This window comes from Pseudomonas sp. BJa3 (genome assembly GCF_026343815.1).
Taxonomy (GTDB): domain Bacteria; phylum Pseudomonadota; class Gammaproteobacteria; order Pseudomonadales; family Pseudomonadaceae; genus Aquipseudomonas; species Aquipseudomonas soli.
In genome coordinates this window covers 1-14,450 of the sequence record NZ_JAOXMC010000017.1, presented here as the reverse complement: position 1 = coordinate 14,450, position 14,450 = coordinate 1, and the positions used below count along the sequence as shown (strand labels likewise).

Annotated in this window: 15 protein-coding genes; 3 read left to right on the top strand and 12 right to left on the bottom strand. The window is 64.8% G+C overall.

Going from position 1 to position 14,450, the window contains the following annotated elements; genetic code table 11:
- Positions 1-2: 2 nt before the first annotated feature.
- The 7 genes from OH705_RS20375 to OH705_RS20345 form a co-directional block, all read right to left on the bottom strand.
- A complete protein-coding gene (locus OH705_RS20375; protein WP_023632580.1) occupies positions 3-368 on the bottom strand; it encodes a Na+/H+ antiporter subunit G in 366 nt (121 codons plus the stop codon).
- Positions 365-643, bottom strand: coding sequence for a K+/H+ antiporter subunit F (locus OH705_RS20370; RefSeq protein ID WP_023632581.1), 279 nt, complete (start codon positions 641-643; stop codon positions 365-367). The genes OH705_RS20375 and OH705_RS20370 overlap by 4 nt, the downstream gene beginning before the upstream one ends.
- Positions 640-1,128, bottom strand: a complete 489-nt coding sequence (locus OH705_RS20365; RefSeq protein ID WP_094012095.1) for a Na+/H+ antiporter subunit E — start codon at positions 1,126-1,128, stop codon at positions 640-642. The genes OH705_RS20370 and OH705_RS20365 overlap by 4 nt, the downstream gene beginning before the upstream one ends.
- Positions 1,125-2,804 carry a monovalent cation/H+ antiporter subunit D gene (locus OH705_RS20360; RefSeq protein ID WP_038706467.1) on the bottom strand — a complete coding sequence of 560 codons (1,680 nt, stop codon included), beginning with the start codon at positions 2,802-2,804 and terminating at the stop codon, positions 1,125-1,127. Before OH705_RS20360 ends, OH705_RS20365 begins: the two co-directional genes overlap by 4 nt.
- Entirely contained in the window at positions 2,801-3,145 is a 345-nt protein-coding gene (locus tag OH705_RS20355) for a Na+/H+ antiporter subunit C (protein WP_023632557.1), read from the bottom strand. Before OH705_RS20355 ends, OH705_RS20360 begins: the two co-directional genes overlap by 4 nt.
- On the bottom strand, positions 3,145-6,051 hold the full coding sequence (locus OH705_RS20350) for a monovalent cation/H+ antiporter subunit A (protein WP_267302846.1): 2,907 nt from the start codon (positions 6,049-6,051) through the stop codon (positions 3,145-3,147). Before OH705_RS20350 ends, OH705_RS20355 begins: the two co-directional genes overlap by 1 nt.
- 332 nt (positions 6,052-6,383) lie before the next feature.
- Positions 6,384-7,328, bottom strand: a complete 945-nt coding sequence (locus tag OH705_RS20345; protein WP_038706465.1) for a DMT family transporter — start codon at positions 7,326-7,328, stop codon at positions 6,384-6,386.
- Positions 7,329-7,412: 84 nt separating this feature from the next.
- On the opposite strand from OH705_RS20345, the gene OH705_RS20340 reads away from it, so the two are divergent.
- Positions 7,413-7,976, top strand: a complete 564-nt coding sequence (locus OH705_RS20340) for a helix-turn-helix domain-containing protein (RefSeq protein ID WP_046854848.1) — start codon at positions 7,413-7,415, stop codon at positions 7,974-7,976.
- Positions 7,977-7,979: 3 nt separating this feature from the next.
- Here OH705_RS20340 and soxR read toward each other — a convergent pair whose 3' ends face one another.
- Positions 7,980-8,435 (bottom strand): redox-sensitive transcriptional activator SoxR, encoded by a 456-nt coding sequence (soxR, locus tag OH705_RS20335; protein WP_046854849.1) that lies wholly within the window; start codon positions 8,433-8,435, stop codon positions 7,980-7,982.
- A gap of 87 nt (positions 8,436-8,522) precedes the next feature.
- Here soxR and OH705_RS20330 point away from each other — a divergent pair, with 87 nt between their 5' ends.
- Positions 8,523-8,903: an antibiotic biosynthesis monooxygenase gene (locus OH705_RS20330; RefSeq protein ID WP_023631465.1), complete on the top strand. Its 381-nt coding sequence runs from the start codon at positions 8,523-8,525 to the stop codon at positions 8,901-8,903.
- Here the strand turns inward: OH705_RS20330 and OH705_RS20325 are convergent.
- Both OH705_RS20325 and OH705_RS20320 read right to left on the bottom strand, forming a co-directional pair.
- On the bottom strand, positions 8,882-9,652 hold the full coding sequence (locus OH705_RS20325) for an alpha/beta hydrolase family protein (protein ID WP_267302845.1): 771 nt from the start codon (positions 9,650-9,652) through the stop codon (positions 8,882-8,884). The genes OH705_RS20330 and OH705_RS20325 overlap by 22 nt on opposite strands.
- Positions 9,636-10,748 carry a DUF3182 family protein gene (locus tag OH705_RS20320; protein ID WP_416383586.1) on the bottom strand — a complete coding sequence of 371 codons (1,113 nt, stop codon included), beginning with the start codon at positions 10,746-10,748 and terminating at the stop codon, positions 9,636-9,638. The genes OH705_RS20325 and OH705_RS20320 overlap by 17 nt, the downstream gene beginning before the upstream one ends.
- A 195-nt stretch (positions 10,749-10,943) precedes the next feature.
- Between OH705_RS20320 and OH705_RS20315 the strand changes: the two genes are divergently transcribed.
- Positions 10,944-12,746: an aminopeptidase P family protein gene (locus OH705_RS20315; RefSeq protein WP_094012100.1), complete on the top strand. Its 1,803-nt coding sequence runs from the start codon at positions 10,944-10,946 to the stop codon at positions 12,744-12,746.
- A 40-nt stretch (positions 12,747-12,786) separates the two neighbouring features.
- Here OH705_RS20315 and OH705_RS20310 read toward each other — a convergent pair whose 3' ends face one another.
- Together OH705_RS20310 and rhtA are read right to left on the bottom strand one after the other, a co-directional pair.
- Positions 12,787-13,068 (bottom strand): hypothetical protein, encoded by a 282-nt coding sequence (locus OH705_RS20310; RefSeq protein WP_023631461.1) that lies wholly within the window; start codon positions 13,066-13,068, stop codon positions 12,787-12,789.
- A gap of 186 nt (positions 13,069-13,254) precedes the next feature.
- Positions 13,255-14,142 carry a threonine/homoserine exporter RhtA gene (rhtA, locus tag OH705_RS20305; RefSeq protein WP_267302844.1) on the bottom strand — a complete coding sequence of 296 codons (888 nt, stop codon included), beginning with the start codon at positions 14,140-14,142 and terminating at the stop codon, positions 13,255-13,257.
- Between the last annotated feature and the right edge of the window lie 308 nt (positions 14,143-14,450).

The following is a 14,450-nucleotide window of genomic DNA, read 5'->3' as shown; positions in this document are numbered from 1 at the left end:
CCTCAGTTGCCGCGGTCACGCCCGCTGCTGACTTCCTCGGGTACGTGTTCACCCGAGGTGCGTTTGCGAAACAGCGCGGCCCTGGCCAGAAGCAGCGTGGTCACCGGCACGGTGATCGACAGCAGGATCGGGATCAGCCACGCATGCAGCACCGGGCTCTGCTTGAGCACCGAGAAGTACAGGATCGAGGCCGCCGCCACGCACCACGCCCCGATGGTCGAAGCCAGCGCGGGCGGGTGCATGCGCTGGAAGAAGTCTTTCAGACGAACCAGCCCGATGGCGCCGATCAGGGCGAACAGGCTGCCCAGCAGCAGCAGCGTGGATACCAGCAGTTCCAGCCAGAACGGCAGTACGATAGCTTCGTTCATTCGATCACCTCGCCACGCAGCAGGAATTTGGCCAGGGCGAACGAGCCGACGAAGCCGAACAGGGCGATCAGCAGCGCGCCCTCGAAGTAGGTGTCACTGGCGTAGCGAATACCCAGTACCAGCATCATCAGCATGCCCAGGATGTACAGGTAGTCCAGTGCCAGCACGCGGTCTTGGGCGGACGGCCCGCGGAACACCCGGATCAGTGCCAGGCCCATGGCGATGGCGAAGATGAACAGGCTGGCGAGGACGGCATAAGCAAGCAGGCCGCTCATTCGAAGATCTCCCTCAGCGGACGTTCATAGGTGTGCTTGAAGTGTTCGATGAAGGCCTTTTCGTCTTCAAGGTCGAACACGTGCAGCAGCAGTACGCTGCGATCCAGTGCCAGTTCAGACCAGACGGTGCCGGGCACCACCGTAGTGATCATCGACAACGCTGCCAGGCCATGGGCATCGCGCAGATCCAGCGGAATGTGCACGAACGCCGAGCGCGGTGGAGTGCTGCCCGCGCGCAGGACGCCACGAGCCACCAGCAGGTTGGAATGGATCACGTCGAGGCCTACCCGGCCAATCAGCTTGGCGATTGCCCAGGGGCGGCGCACGTGGGCGTGCTGCGGGCGCAGCGGGGCCATCAGGATTGGCGCAAGGATGCCCAGCACGGCACCCAGCAGCAGGTTGCCCGGGCTGACCGAGAGGTTGAGCAGCAACCATAGTACGAACAGTGCGACGGACAGCAGCGGCGCAGGGAACAGTCGGCTCATGGCTGCGCCTCCGCGCTGAGGGTGGTCGGGCCGGGCAGTGGCCGGGTGGCCATCACCGCCTTGACGTAGGCCTCCGGCGTGCTCAGGCTCGCGGCGGTGTCCTGGGTGTAGCGCAGCAGCGGCTCAGCCTTGAGGCTGAGGAAGATGCACAGGCCCAGGAGAATGACGATAGGCACGCATTCATAGCGACGCAGCACCGGCGAGGGGCGCTCCTCGGGCTTCCAGAAGCGCTGGATGCCCACCCGGCCGAAGGCGATCAGCGAGGCCATGCCCGACAGCACCAACAGGGTGACCAGGGTCCAGCCCGCGACGCCCAGCGGCTGCTCTGGGCTGACGCCCATGCCTTGCGGGTTGAACAACGCGCTGATCAGGTTGAGCTTGCCGATGAACCCCGACAGGGGCGGCATGCCGATGATCAGCAGGGCGCAGGCGATGAAGGCAAGGCCGAGGAAGGCCATGGTCCAGGGAATGATCTGGCCGATCACCACCTGCTGCTCGTCGTCCAGGTTGATGCCTTTGGGTGGGTGCAGCGACTCCAGCGGCGAAGGCATTGCGCCTTCTTCATCTTCCAGCGGCGCCTCGTTGGCCGAGCGCGAACGCTCCACCAGCTCGGCCAGCAGGAACAGCGCGCACAGGGCCAAGGTGGAACTGGCCAGGTAGAACAGCGCGGCGCCGGTGAGGATCGGCTGGCCGAAACCGACGGCGGCCAGCAGCGTGCCCGCGGACACCAGGATGCTCAGCGCCGCCAGGCGCTCCAGACGCTGCGCCGCGAGGATCGACATGGCCGCCACGGCCAGGGTCGCCAGGCCACCATAGACCAGCCACTCACCACCGAAAAATGCCGAGGCGCCGGCCTGGCCGGAAAACAGCAGCGTCCACAGGCGCAGGATGGCGTACAACCCGACCTTGGTCATGATCGCGAACAGGGCTGCGACCGGCGCGCTGGCCGATGAATAGGCCGGTACCAGCCAGAAGTTCAACGGCCAGACCCCGGCCTTGGCCAGGAAGGCGATGGCCAGGATCGCCGCGCCGGCATGCAGCAGGCCACGATCGGCTTCAGGTACCAGCGGTACTTTCAGTGCCAGATCGGCCATGTTCAGGGTGCCGGTCACGCCGTAAAGCATGGCCGCGCCCACCAGGAACAGCGACGAGGCGAACAGGTTGATGGCGATGTAGTGCAGCCCGGCCTTGACCCGTGCCCGCCCCGAGCCATGCAGCAGCAGGCCGTAGGAGGCCGCCAGCAGCACCTCGAAGAACACGAACAGGTTGAACAGGTCGGCGGTGAGGAAGGCGCCGTACAGGCCCATCAGCTGGATCTGGAACAACGCGTGGAAGCTGGCGCCAGCACCGTCCCAGCGGGCCCGGGCGAACAGCAGAGCGCTCAGGCCGATGATGCCGGTCAGCGTCAGCAGCAGCGCCGACAGGTGGTCGACCACCAGGGCGATGCCGAACGGTGCCGGCCAGTTGCCCGGCAGATACACGCCGATGGATTCGGCCTGGCCCTGGGTGCGTACCCACATCAGCAGGGTGACGGCGATGCCCAGGCCAAGGCCGGTGGACAGCAGGTTCAGGCGCGCCTTCAGCCAGCGGTGCTTTTCGCCGATCAGCAGCATCAGCGCCGCGGTGAGCAGCGGCAGCAGGATCGGCGCAATGATCAGTTGATTCATCCCGCTCATTCGTCACGCTCCCGCCCATCGACGTGGTCGGTACCGGTCAGCCCACGGGAAGCCAGCAACACTACAAGGAACAACGCGGTCATGGCGAAGCTGATGACGATGGCGGTCAGCACCAGCGCCTGGGGCAGCGGGTCGGTGTAGTGCAGCAGGTCGTGGGGCACGCCGTCCTTGATGATCGGCTCCTTGCCGATGAACAGGCTGCCCATGCTGAAGATGAACAGGTTGACGCCGTAGGACAGCAGGCACAGGCCCATGATCACCTGATAGGTACGCGGGCGCAGGATCAGCCAGACCCCCGAGGCGGCGAGCACACCGATGGCGACTGCAATGACTTCTTCCATCAGGCGGCTCCTGCTTGGCTGGACTTGGCGGGGCGGTAGGCACGCACCGACTGGTGGGCCAACGCGGTGAGGATCAGCAGGGTCGAGCCGACCACCACTGTGTACACGCCGATGTCGAAGAACAGCGCGGTGGCCACATGCACGTCACCCAGCAGCGGCAGGTGCAGGTGGGCGGTGTGGGTGGTGAGGAACGGGTAGCCGAGCAGCATCGCCCCGGCACCGGTTAGGGTGGCGCAGAGCAGGCCGGTGCCCATCCAGCGCAGTGGGCGCAGGCTCATCTGCGCCTCGACCCACTGAGTGCCGGCGACCATGTACTGCAGGATGAACGCCACCGACATCACCAGGCCCGCGACGAAACCGCCGCCGGGCTGGTTGTGGCCGCGCATGAACAGGTACATCGACACCAGCAGGGCGATCGGCAGCAGCAGGCGCACCAGGGCGGCCGGCACCATCATGAAGCCCAGCGCGGTGTCTGTGGCATGGCGCGGGTTGACCAGGTCGGTGACCACGTCCGGTGCCAGCTGGCGCTGCTGTGCCGGCAGCTGCATGCTCTCCTTGGGCGGGCGGAAACGGCGCAGCAGGGCGAACACGGTCAGCGCCACGGCCACCAGCACGGTGACCTCACCGAGGGTGTCGAAGCCACGGAAGTCAACCAGCATCACGTTGACCACGTTGGTGCCCCCGCCCTCTGGCAGGGAGCGGCTGAGGAAGAATGAGGAAATGTCGTTGGGCGTGGGGCGGGTGAGCATGGCGTAGGACAGCAGGGCCATGCCGCCGCCGACCAGCACCGCCAGCAGCAGGTCGCGCAAGCGGCGCAGGCGGGCACGGTCCTGGCTGCCCGGCAGTGGCGAGACACCTTCGATTCGTCGCGGCAGCCAGCGCAGCCCGAGAAGGATCAGCACGGTAGTCACCACTTCGACCGCCAGCTGGGTCAGGGCCAGGTCAGGCGCGGAGAACCAGACGAAGGTGATGCAGGTCATCAGGCCGCAGACGCCGACCATGATCAGCGCCGCGAGACGGTGGTACTTGGCCTGGTAGGCGGCGCCGATGGCGCAGGCGATGGCGATCAGCCACAGCGCGACGAAGACCCCGGAGCCGGGGATTTTCGGCCGCTCGCCCCAGCTCAGGCCGCTGTACAGCAGTGGCGTCAGGCCGGCGATGAAGGCTGCCAGCACCAGCATGAACAACTGCGTCTGCAGGCGGCGGGTGGTCAACAAGCGCTCGAGATGCCGCGCCAGCAGCATCAAGCGGACCAGGCCATGCTCGAACAGGCGCTTGCCATTGAAGCGCTCGATCAACGGCGGGTGGGGGAAACGACCGCGCTGCAGCTGCTTGCGCAGCAGCAGGTAGAGAACGATGCCGCCGCTCATGGCGATCAGGCTCATGATCAACGGCGCATTCCAGCCGTGCCAGATGGCCAGGCTGTACTCCGGCAGGGTGCCGCCTACGACCGGCAGCGCGGCGGCGGCCAGCAGTGGGCCGACCGATTGTGCCGGGAAAATGCCGACCACCAGGCAGGTGAGTACCAGCAGTTCGACTGGCGCGCGCATCCAGCGGGGTGGCTCGTGGGGCGTGTGCGGCAAGTCGTCGGCCGTAGGGCCGAAGAACACGTCGACGGTGAAGCGCAGCGCATAGGCCACGCTGAAGGTACCGGCGAGGGTGGCGATCACCGGCAGGGCCGCTTCGACCCAGGCGGTTGAGCTGATGAACACGGTCTCGGCGAAGAACATCTCCTTGGACAGGAAGCCGTTCATCAGCGGCACCCCTGCCATCGAGGCACTGGCGACCATGGCCAGGGTGGCGGTAAATGGCACCAGGCGGAACAGGCCACTGAGACGGCGGATGTCGCGGGTGCCGCTCTCGTGGTCGATGATCCCCGCGGCCATGAACAGCGAGGCCTTGAAGGTGGCGTGGTTAAGGATGTGGAACACCGCGGCGACAGCTGCCAGCGGACTGTTCAGGCCCAACAGCAGGGTGATCAGGCCGAGGTGGCTGATGGTCGAATAGGCCAGCAGGCCCTTGAGGTCGTTCTGGAACATCGCGGCGAAGGCGCCGAGCAGCAGGGTGGCGGCGCCGGCGCCGCCGACAATCCAGAACCACTCCTCGCTGCCTGACAGCACAGGCCATAGCCGGGCGAGCAGGAACACCCCGGCCTTGACCATGGTTGCCGAGTGGAGGTAAGCCGAGACGGGTGTGGGCGCCGCCATGGCATGGGGCAGCCAGAACTGGAAGGGGAATTGCGCGCTCTTGGTCAGGGCGCCGATCAGGATGAGGGGCAGCAGCACCGGGTACAGCGCATGCTGGCGGATGATGTTGCCGGCAGCCAGGACCTTGTCCAGGTCATAGCTGCCGACCACATGGCCGAGCAGCAGTGCCCCGACCAGCAGGCACAAGCCGCCGGCCCCCGTGACCATCAACGCCATGTAGGCACCGCGGCGGGCGTCGGCGCGGTGGTGCCAGTAGCCGATCAGCAGGAACGAGAACAGGCTGGTCAACTCCCAGAAGAACACCAGCTGGAGCAGGTTGCCGGAGATCACCAGGCCGAGCATGGCGCCCATGAACGCCAGGAAGAAGGCGAAGAAGCGCGGCACCGGGTCCTGCGGCGACATGTAGTAGCGCGCATACAACGCCACCAGGCTGCCGATACCCAGCACCAGCAGGCTGAACAGCCAGGCGAATCCGTCCATGCGCAGGACCAGGTTCAGGCCCAGGCTGGGCAGCCACAGGAATTCCTCGCGAATCACCCCGCCATCGGCCACCTGAGGATACAGCAACGCCACCTGGACGGTGCCGACCAGGGCCACGAGCCCGGCGAGAATGGACTCGGCGTTGCGTGCGTTGTGCGGCAGGACAGCCGCCAGGCAACTGCCCACGAAGGGCAGAAGCAATAGCACAATCAATGACATAGCGTTCTGTTCTGAGAAGTTTGCCAAGGATCATACGTGCCGGGGGGATGATCACCAACACGCAAGCAGTTGCAGGATCGTACAAATGTGCTGTGACAAGCTGTTTTTTTATAACAGTTTTTTACAAAGCATAGCGGGTGAGCGCGTAGCCGTGGGGCTGCTTTGCAGCCCCGAGGATGTGCAGGAGGGCTAGGCTCTGTATGAAAAGCCTTGATACTCGGTGATGCTGCGTTGAAAACAGCCTCGGAATGCTCATTTACAACCCGTAAACTCCGCTTCCTCGGCTGTTTTCGCCTTGCCTGACCTTCGTCTCAAGACTTTTCATACAGACCCTACAATCCCGTCTCGCGCTGACGCGCGTCATCGTCCGGCAACGCCTCGGCCTCATCCTGGCGACGAATCTTCAGCTCGCTCACCACCACCGCCAGCACTATCAGCACCCCGCCGATCAACGCTACGCCAGGCAAACGCTCGCCGGCAATCCGCCCGACAATGCCTGCCCACACCGGTTCGCCGGCATAGATCAGCGTGGCGCGGGTTGGCGAGACCGACTTCTGCGCCCAGTTCATCGCCACCTGGATCACCGCGCTCATGGCGCCCAGGCCCACCGCGCTGGCCAGCAGCAGCCAGGAGAAGTCGGGGAGCGGCTCCTGGGTCGGCACGATCATCAGGAACGATAGCGCCGAGGCGGTGGCCAACTGCACCACGGTGACCCGACGCACATCCACCTTGCCCGCGTAGCGGCTGATCAGGATGATCTCGCCGGCGATTGCCACGGCGCTGACCAGCGTCACCAGCTCGCCTTCGCTGAAGTGCAGCGCGCCGCCCTCGGGGCCGGCCAGCAGCATCAGCCCGGCGAAGGCCAGGCCGATGCCCAGGCTCGGCATCAGGCCCGGGCGGCGGCCCAGCACCAGCCATTGCAGCAAGGGCACGAAGGGCACATAGAGCGCGGTGATGAATGCCGACTGGCTGCTGCTGATGGTCTGCAGGCCCATGGTCTGCAAGCCGTAGCCGAGCATGATCGACACGCCGATCAGCACCCCGGCCTTGAGTTCGGTGGCGGTCAGCCCTGCCAGCGAGCGGGCCGACACCAGGCCGACGAATAGCGCGGCGGCAGCGAAGCGCAGGCCGACGAAGAACATCGGGCCACTGACGGTCATGACGTTGTGCACGATCAGGAAGGTACCGCCCCAGAGCATGGTGATGAACACCAGCACCAGTTCGGCCTTGCTCAGGCGGAAGGTGACGGCGGGCTTGCTGGGGGAGGCCTGGCTCATGGTCTTGCGCACTCGGAAGGGGCGGCGCACAATTCGCCGCAAAGTGGGCAGTATACTGCGCACCCCCTACCAGTGAGCAATATAGTGCACAAAGATTCCGAGCACCGGGCTTCGGTGCTGCAGCATGTCAGCCAGAATGTTCGCCGCCTGCGCGGTGACGCCGGCCTGAGCCAGGCTGCCCTGGCCGAACGCTCCGGGGTCAGCCGGCGCATGCTGGTGGCCATCGAGGCCGGCGAGAAGAATGTCAGCCTTACCACACTGGACCTGATCGCCGAAGCGCTCGGGGTAGCGTTCAGCACCCTGATCCAGGCTCCCGACCGCCGCGACCCCAGCCGTATTGATGAGTTGGCCTGGGCCGGCGTGCACCCTGCCAGCCGGGCCGTGCTGCTGGGCAGCAGCCCGGCCCGGCGCGAGGTCGAGCTGTGGGAGTGGACCCTCGCCCCTGGCGAGTGCTACGCCAGCGAGGCAGACGCCGCCGGCTGGAGCGAACAGATCTATGTGACCGAAGGCCGCCTGACGCTGGTCATCGAAGGCGGCGAGCAGCAGTTGGGCAAGGGCGAGTTCTTCGTCTTCCCCAGCGATTGCCGCTACGCCTATCGCAATGATGGCGAGGAGGCGGTGCGTTTCGTGCGCAATGTGGTGATCTGAGGCTCAATCCTGGCTGGGTGGGTGAGGGCCAGGCCCTTCATCGGCCAGCCGGTCGTGGTGGTTGCGCAGCGGGCACTCCTTCAACGACATGCAGCCACAGCCGATGCAGCCATCGAGCTGGTCGCGCAACATCACCAACTCGTCGATACGCCGGCTCAGGTCGTCGCGCCAGCGCGCCGAGAGGCGCTGCCAGTCGTCGGCGGTGGGCGTGTGGTCACAGGGCAGGGTATCCAGGGCGCCGGCGATGTCGGCCAGGGGAATGCCCAGGCGCTGGGCCATCTTGATTACCGCCACCCGGCGCAGCACGGCCCGCGGATAACGCCGCTGGTTGCCGGCATTGCGGGTGCTGTGGATCAGGCCCTTGGTCTCGTAGAAGTGCAGGGCGGTCACGGCCACGCCGCTACGGGCGGCCAGCTGGCCGACGCTGAGCAGGCGTTCCTGGGAGGAAGGGGGCTTCATCGGCAATAAAATCCTTGACCTTGAGTTAGCTAGAGGTTTTACCCTCCACGATCATCTGCTGCAAGAGCCCAAACGAGGAGAAGCAACATGGCGGCCAACACCCATTCCCTGTGGTTCACCCAGATGATCGAGTACGACGTCCCACCACTGCGCCAGGATGCCCTGGCCGAGGCGCTGGTGGTGCGCAGCGAACACCTGGCGCAACGCTGCGACGGCTTGCTGAGCGTCAGCATCCAGGTCAGTGACGACGGTCGCCGGGTGCTCCAGCTCCTGCGCTGGCAATCACGCCAGGCATGGGCGGCAGCCGCGGGAAGCTTCATCGAGGAACCGTTCCTCGACCTGCTGGGCGAACACCAGGCGCGCGGGGTGAATTTCGCCGCCTACCAGACCTTGCGTAGTCTTGTGCGCGGCACCGATGGTGGCCTGCATTGCCAGCTGGGCAGTACTCAGGCGTACCAGGGCGCATAGTGCGGATAGCGGTCCAGGCGCGCGCCGATGACCATCTCGCTGATCCAGGCCGTGAGCATCGCGCTGTAGGCCTTCTGGCTTTCCTCGCTGGACAACGCATGGTCGGCACCATCGACCAGGCGATGGGTCATCGAATGGGCGCTGACGAACGCCGAGCGGTAGCTCATCAGCGTGCTGTGGGGAACGTAGTCATCCTGTTCGGACTCCACTAGCAGCACATCGCCGGCAAACTCGGCGCAGGCTGCCAGGGCGCGGTTGTCGGCCGGTCCGAGGGGGCGCAGGCGGTAGGCGTTCAGGCGCTGGCGATCCAGTGCTTGCTTGGGCGCGTCCCATTCATCGTCCCAGTAAAGGGCCGGCACCCTCAACGCCAGCCACTTCACGGGGCGCAGCGGGGTGAGCAGGGTAGCCAGGTAGCCGCCGTAGCTGCTGCCGATCACGGCAATGGCGCCGGGATCGACTGACGGGTGACTCGCCAGCCGGTCGTAGGCGGCGAGCAGGTCGGCCAGGTTCTGTTCGCGGGTGACGGTCAGGCGCTGGCTCTCGGTCTTTTCGTGGCCGCGCAGGTCGAAGGTCATGCACACGCAGCCCAACCCGGTTATCTGCCGGGCGCGGGCCAGGTCGCGCTGTTGGCTGCCGCCCCAGCCATGGACGAAAAGAACCCCTGGCATGCGGCTGCCGGGGCTGACCAGCGTGCCGGCGATGCTTTCCCCTTCGACGTGCAGTTCCACGATCTCACTCTCGATGGTCATGGTCGCGTATCCGTGCATATTTGCTGAGTTGTCCAAGTTCACTGTCGTGCCCCTGAAAGAACAGTGTGGCGTCGGCGGGCAGTCGCGCCCGGCCGAACACCTCGTGGGTCGATGCGCATAACCGCTGCAGCGCCGGATCCTCGGCGAAGGCCGTCAGTGCCAGAACCTCGGCCGGGCTGGCGCCACCCAGGCGCCAGGATTGTTCGAGCACGCCACTGCGCAGGTGGCCGTGGCTATCACGGCCGCGGGCGATGTCATAGTTTCGGCGTGAAGCGATAAAACCGGGGAAGTAACGTTCGGCGGCCTGTTCGTAGGCCATGGCCTGGGTGATGGCCAGGCGCAGGTGATCCGCAAGCGGCAATTGCAGCAATTTCTGGTAGTCGCCACGCACGAGCACCAGATCGGAGCCGCCGTACACCTCGGTGCCAGCGTGGTCGCGGGTCAGGTGCTGGATGCCGTGGTAGCTGAGGGTCAGCCCTGCCACGCGGACCTGGCCGACGCTGAAAGTCTCGACCTCGTCGAGGTCTTCTTCCAGGACCAGCCCCCACAGTGCCAACATCTGTTCGTCCATGCCCACCAGCAACGGTTCCAGGGCCTGGGCGTCGGTGATGACCTGCTGGCCCCGACCGGCGCAGGCCAGCACCGGCTTGATGCGTACCGGCCCCTCGCGCAGCAGCAGCTCGGCCGCCCGGCGGGCGTCGTCTTTGCAAAACACCGTATAGCCACGGAGCAGGGCATCGCAGGCTTGCCGTGCAAATGCATCGGTCCAGCCGGGCGGGAAGCTGGCGTCGGCAGGCACCGGGTGGGAGATAGCCTTGGTAGCGAGGTGCGGATGACTGACGGCTCCGCCGAAAAGGTCGTTCTCGTCCTGGATGCCGAGCATCGTCTGACGCGCCGGATCGACCAGGGTTTCGCTCGGCACGTAGTAACAGCATGCTTCGGCGTCGGGTAGAGGCGTTGGCTCGACGCGCTCGATGCCCAACAGGCGTGCCAGGTACTCGGCGATCCTCAGTTGGGTCGCCCGCTCGTGTTCGGGTGTGTGCTCGCGGGTATCGAGCAGTACGACAGCGCTTTTCGGTTCGCGGGAGTGGGGCATGGCCAGCCTCGCGTTCGCAGGGGGTGTAAGAGGTGGGAAGGCGCGCAGGCTGTTTAGTTCAGGAGCAAGGATCGACGGTCGGCAGGACACTTGGGGCACTGCATGCCTTGTTACGGTCGTGGTGATTGCGGGCGCCCGCCAGCTGTTTCATTATCGATGGCCTGGACCCGTCGACACCTATCCGCAGGAGTGCGCATGAACAGTCAGTCCCCGCTTCACGAATCCGTACCGGCGCGCCTTGCCCGCGTGCGCGAGGCCATGGCCCGGGAGGGCGTTGCTGCCCTGCTGGTGCCCTCGGCCGACCCGCATCTGTCCGAGTACCTGCCTGGCTATTGGCAGGGGCGGCAATGGTTGTCCGGTTTCGAGGGGTCGGTGGGTACGCTGGTGGTCACGGCGGATTTTGCTGGGCTCTGGGCTGACAGTCGCTATTGGGAGCAAGCGAACAAGGAGCTGGCCGGCAGTGGCATCGAACTGATGAAGCTGCGGCCTGGGCAGCCAGGCGCGTTGGAGTGGTTGGGGGCGGAGGTCGACGGTACCGTGGCTGTGGATGGTGCGGTCATGGCAGTGGCCGCTGCCCGCCAGTTAAGCGAGCGTCTGCAAGCGCGGGGCGCAAAGCTGCGTACGGATCTCGATCTGCTGACCGAGGTCTGGAGCGACCGGCCATCGCTGCCGGGCAATCCGGTCTACCAGCACCTGCCGCCCCATGCGACCGTCAATCGTGCGCAAAAGCTTGCCGAGCTGCGGGGCACCCTGCAGGAAAAAGGCGCCGACTGGCATTTTATTGCCACGCTCGACGATATCGCCTGGCTGTTCAATCTGCGTGGCAGCGACGTTTCCTACAACCCCGTGTTCGTCTCTTTCGCGTTGCTCAGCCAGGACAAGGCGTACCTGTTCGTCGGGCGTGACAAGGTTGATGGGCACCTGCGCCAAGTGTTGGCGGCCGATGGTATCGAGGTTCGTGACTATGAAGCGGTCGGCGACGCGTTGTCGGCGATTCCGGCCACGGCCAGCCTGCTGGTGGATCCGGCACGGGTCACCCGTGGGCTGCTGGATAACCTGCATGAGCAGGTGCGGCTGGTCGAGGGCATCAATCCGACGACCTTGAGCAAGTCGCGCAAGGGTGAAGGGGATCTCGCCCATATCCGTCAGGCCATGGAGCAGGACGGCGCGGCGCTGTGCGAGTTCTTCGCCTGGCTTGAAACGAACCTGGGGACGCAACGCATTACCGAGCTGACCATCGACGATCAGCTCAGCGCGGCCCGTGCCCGCCGTCCGGGTTTCGTGTCGCTGAGTTTTTCCACCATCGCGGCCTACAACGGCAATGGCGCCATGCCGCACTACCGCGCCACCGAGCAGTCACATGCCGTGATCGAGGGCAATGGCTTGCTGTTGATCGATTCGGGTGGCCAGTACCTGGGCGGGACAACCGATATCACGCGAATGGTGCCGATTGGTGAACCGAGCCGCGAACAGAAGGCGGATTGCTCGCGGGTGCTCAAGGGTATGATCGCGCTGTCCAGGGCCAGGTTCCCGCGTGGGATCCTCTCGCCGCTGCTCGATGCCATCGCCCGCGCGCCGATCTGGGCCGACCAGGTCGATTACGGGCATGGCACCGGCCACGGTGTCGGCTACTTCATGAATGTGCACGAAGGCCCGCAGGTGATCGCCTACCAGGCGGCCGCCACGCCGCAGACAGCCATGCAGCCGGGGATGATCAGCTCGATCGAGCCTGGGACCTACCGGCCGGGGCAGTGGGGGGTGCGTATCGAGAACCTGGTGGTCAATCGCGAGGTCGGCACCAGCGAGTTTGGCGAGTTCCTGGCGTTCGAAACCTTGACCCTGTGCCCGATCGACACGCGCTGCCTGTTGGTCGAGGCGCTGGGCAGCGAGGATATCGCCTGGTTGAATGGCTATCACCAGACAGTACGGGAGCGGCTTGCTCCTTTGCTGGAAGGTGAAGCGCTGGCCTGGCTGGAACGGCGGACCGCACCTCTCTGAATGTGAAAAGGGCAGCCATTGGCTGCCCTTCATGCATCTGTTACTTGCAAATCACGATCATGCTGCGGCTGGTGTAGCCGGCAGGGTTTATGCCGAATACGTAATCGCCAGGCTCTTCGTCGGTGTCACCGGAGCGGGCGATGACCTTATAGCCCTTGCTGCTGCAGGAGCTGGCGGCCTTGCTGTAGCACCTCTCCCACGACGAGGAGAGTCCCGAGCAATTGATATGCAGGCCTTTTTTCCCTCGTTTCACCTCGGTATTGGCTGTCGCGGCACATCCAGCGATGGCTAGGATGCCCAGGATGAGCAAAATACGTTTCATTCCTGTCCTTATACGGCCCGACTACATTAATGGGCCTGAAGTTTGCGCTTTGCCTCTTCCCTGATGGTCTCTGGCGTCCATGTGCCGCTCAGAAGATAGCGTCAAGATTATGATCTGGTGACAGCTTAATCAGCCACGCCGGGTGGTACAAGGCTGCTGGATGCCTAAATGAATATATTTCTCAAGTCAATCGGCAGCCACGGGTGGCGCCGCGTCCCGATTCATGGAAAGGGTAGCGCCCACCGAGGCGGTGATGATGGCGAGAATGGCCAGCCATTGCCAGAGTGTGAGTTGCTCGCCCAGGAACAGCAGCCCGGACAATGCGCCAAAGGCCGGTTCGATGCTCATCAGTGTGCCGAAGGTGCGTGCGGGCATGCGGGTCAGGGCGACCATTTCCAGGCTGTAGGGTAGCGCGGTGGACAAGATCGCCACGCCCAGGGCAACCGGCAGCAGGGCAGGGGTGAGCAATGCGGCGCCGGCATGGGCGATACCGATGGGGGCGACGAACAGCGCGGCGATCACTACGCCCAGGGCGGCAGTCTGGATGCCGTTCTCGGCACCGGCTTTCTGCCCATAGAGGATATACAGCGCCCAGCACACACCGGCGCCCAGGGCGTAGGCGGCGCCGATCGGGTCGAGGCTGGCGCCGGTCTGGCCTACGGGGATCAGCAGCAACAGCCCGGCGACTGCCAGGGCGATCCACAGGAAATCCAGCGCTCGGCGCGAGGCCCACAGCGCCACCGCGAGTGGTCCGGTGAATTCGAGCGCCACAGCGATACCGAGAGGCACGCTACGCAGGGACATATAGAAGAGGAAGTTCATGCCGCCCAGGGCCATGCCGTAGATGATCACGCTGCGCAGGGTGCTGGCGTCCAGGCGCGCGCGCCAGGGCCTCAATATAAGCAGCATGATGATACTGGCGAAGATGAGGCGCAGCGCTGTGGTGCCTTGGGCGCCAACAACTGGGAACATGCTCTTGGCCAGCGAGGCTCCGGACTGGATGGAAGCCATGGCGATCAGCAGCAAGCCGATGGGGAACAGCGTGGTGGCCAGGCTGCGTTGGGGGGAATTCATGTTGGGTTCCGTTGTTGTAAGCGCAAGGGTGCGCAATATAGTGCGCAGCGGGATGTGTATTGGCAAGGTCGGGATGCGAATAGCATCTGATAGCCCTGACACGGTTCTTTTCATATTCCTGAAATAAAAGGTTGACGGGCTTCCAGATCCCCTTATAATGCGCCCCACTTCCGACGTAGTCGAAACGCAAAACCTCTTGTTAATCAATAAGTTGAGTGTTTCAGGTAGTATCGGAGGTGCTTCGATCACCAGATCGGCAGCGGTGAAAAAGGCAGTTGACAGCAGGTTGTAACGCTGTATGATTCGCC

What these genes read in the sequence shown, in the direction of transcription:
- OH705_RS20350 (WP_267302846.1), bottom strand. Translation starts at nt 6,051, where the DNA reads ATGTCATTGATTGTGCTATTGCTTCTGCCCTTCGTGGGCAGTTGCCTG.
- OH705_RS20370 (WP_023632581.1), bottom strand. Translation starts at nt 643, where the DNA reads ATGAGCGGCCTGCTTGCTTATGCCGTCCTCGCCAGCCTGTTCATCTTC.
- rhtA (WP_267302844.1), bottom strand. Translation starts at nt 14,142, where the DNA reads ATGAATTCCCCCCAACGCAGCCTGGCCACCACGCTGTTCCCCATCGGC.
- OH705_RS20310 (WP_023631461.1), bottom strand. Translation starts at nt 13,068, where the DNA reads ATGAAACGTATTTTGCTCATCCTGGGCATCCTAGCCATCGCTGGATGT.
- OH705_RS20360 (WP_038706467.1), bottom strand. Translation starts at nt 2,804, where the DNA reads ATGAGCGGGATGAATCAACTGATCATTGCGCCGATCCTGCTGCCGCTG.
- OH705_RS20315 (WP_094012100.1), top strand. Translation starts at nt 10,944, where the DNA reads ATGAACAGTCAGTCCCCGCTTCACGAATCCGTACCGGCGCGCCTTGCC.
- OH705_RS20325 (WP_267302845.1), bottom strand. Translation starts at nt 9,652, where the DNA reads ATGACCATCGAGAGTGAGATCGTGGAACTGCACGTCGAAGGGGAAAGC.
- soxR (WP_046854849.1), bottom strand. Translation starts at nt 8,435, where the DNA reads ATGAAGCCCCCTTCCTCCCAGGAACGCCTGCTCAGCGTCGGCCAGCTG.
- OH705_RS20345 (WP_038706465.1), bottom strand. Translation starts at nt 7,328, where the DNA reads ATGAGCCAGGCCTCCCCCAGCAAGCCCGCCGTCACCTTCCGCCTGAGC.
- OH705_RS20375 (WP_023632580.1), bottom strand. Translation starts at nt 368, where the DNA reads ATGAACGAAGCTATCGTACTGCCGTTCTGGCTGGAACTGCTGGTATCC.
- OH705_RS20365 (WP_094012095.1), bottom strand. Translation starts at nt 1,128, where the DNA reads ATGAGCCGACTGTTCCCTGCGCCGCTGCTGTCCGTCGCACTGTTCGTA.
- OH705_RS20330 (WP_023631465.1), top strand. Translation starts at nt 8,523, where the DNA reads ATGGCGGCCAACACCCATTCCCTGTGGTTCACCCAGATGATCGAGTAC.
- OH705_RS20355 (WP_023632557.1), bottom strand. Translation starts at nt 3,145, where the DNA reads ATGGAAGAAGTCATTGCAGTCGCCATCGGTGTGCTCGCCGCCTCGGGG.
- OH705_RS20320 (WP_416383586.1), bottom strand. Translation starts at nt 10,748, where the DNA reads ATGCCCCACTCCCGCGAACCGAAAAGCGCTGTCGTACTGCTCGATACC.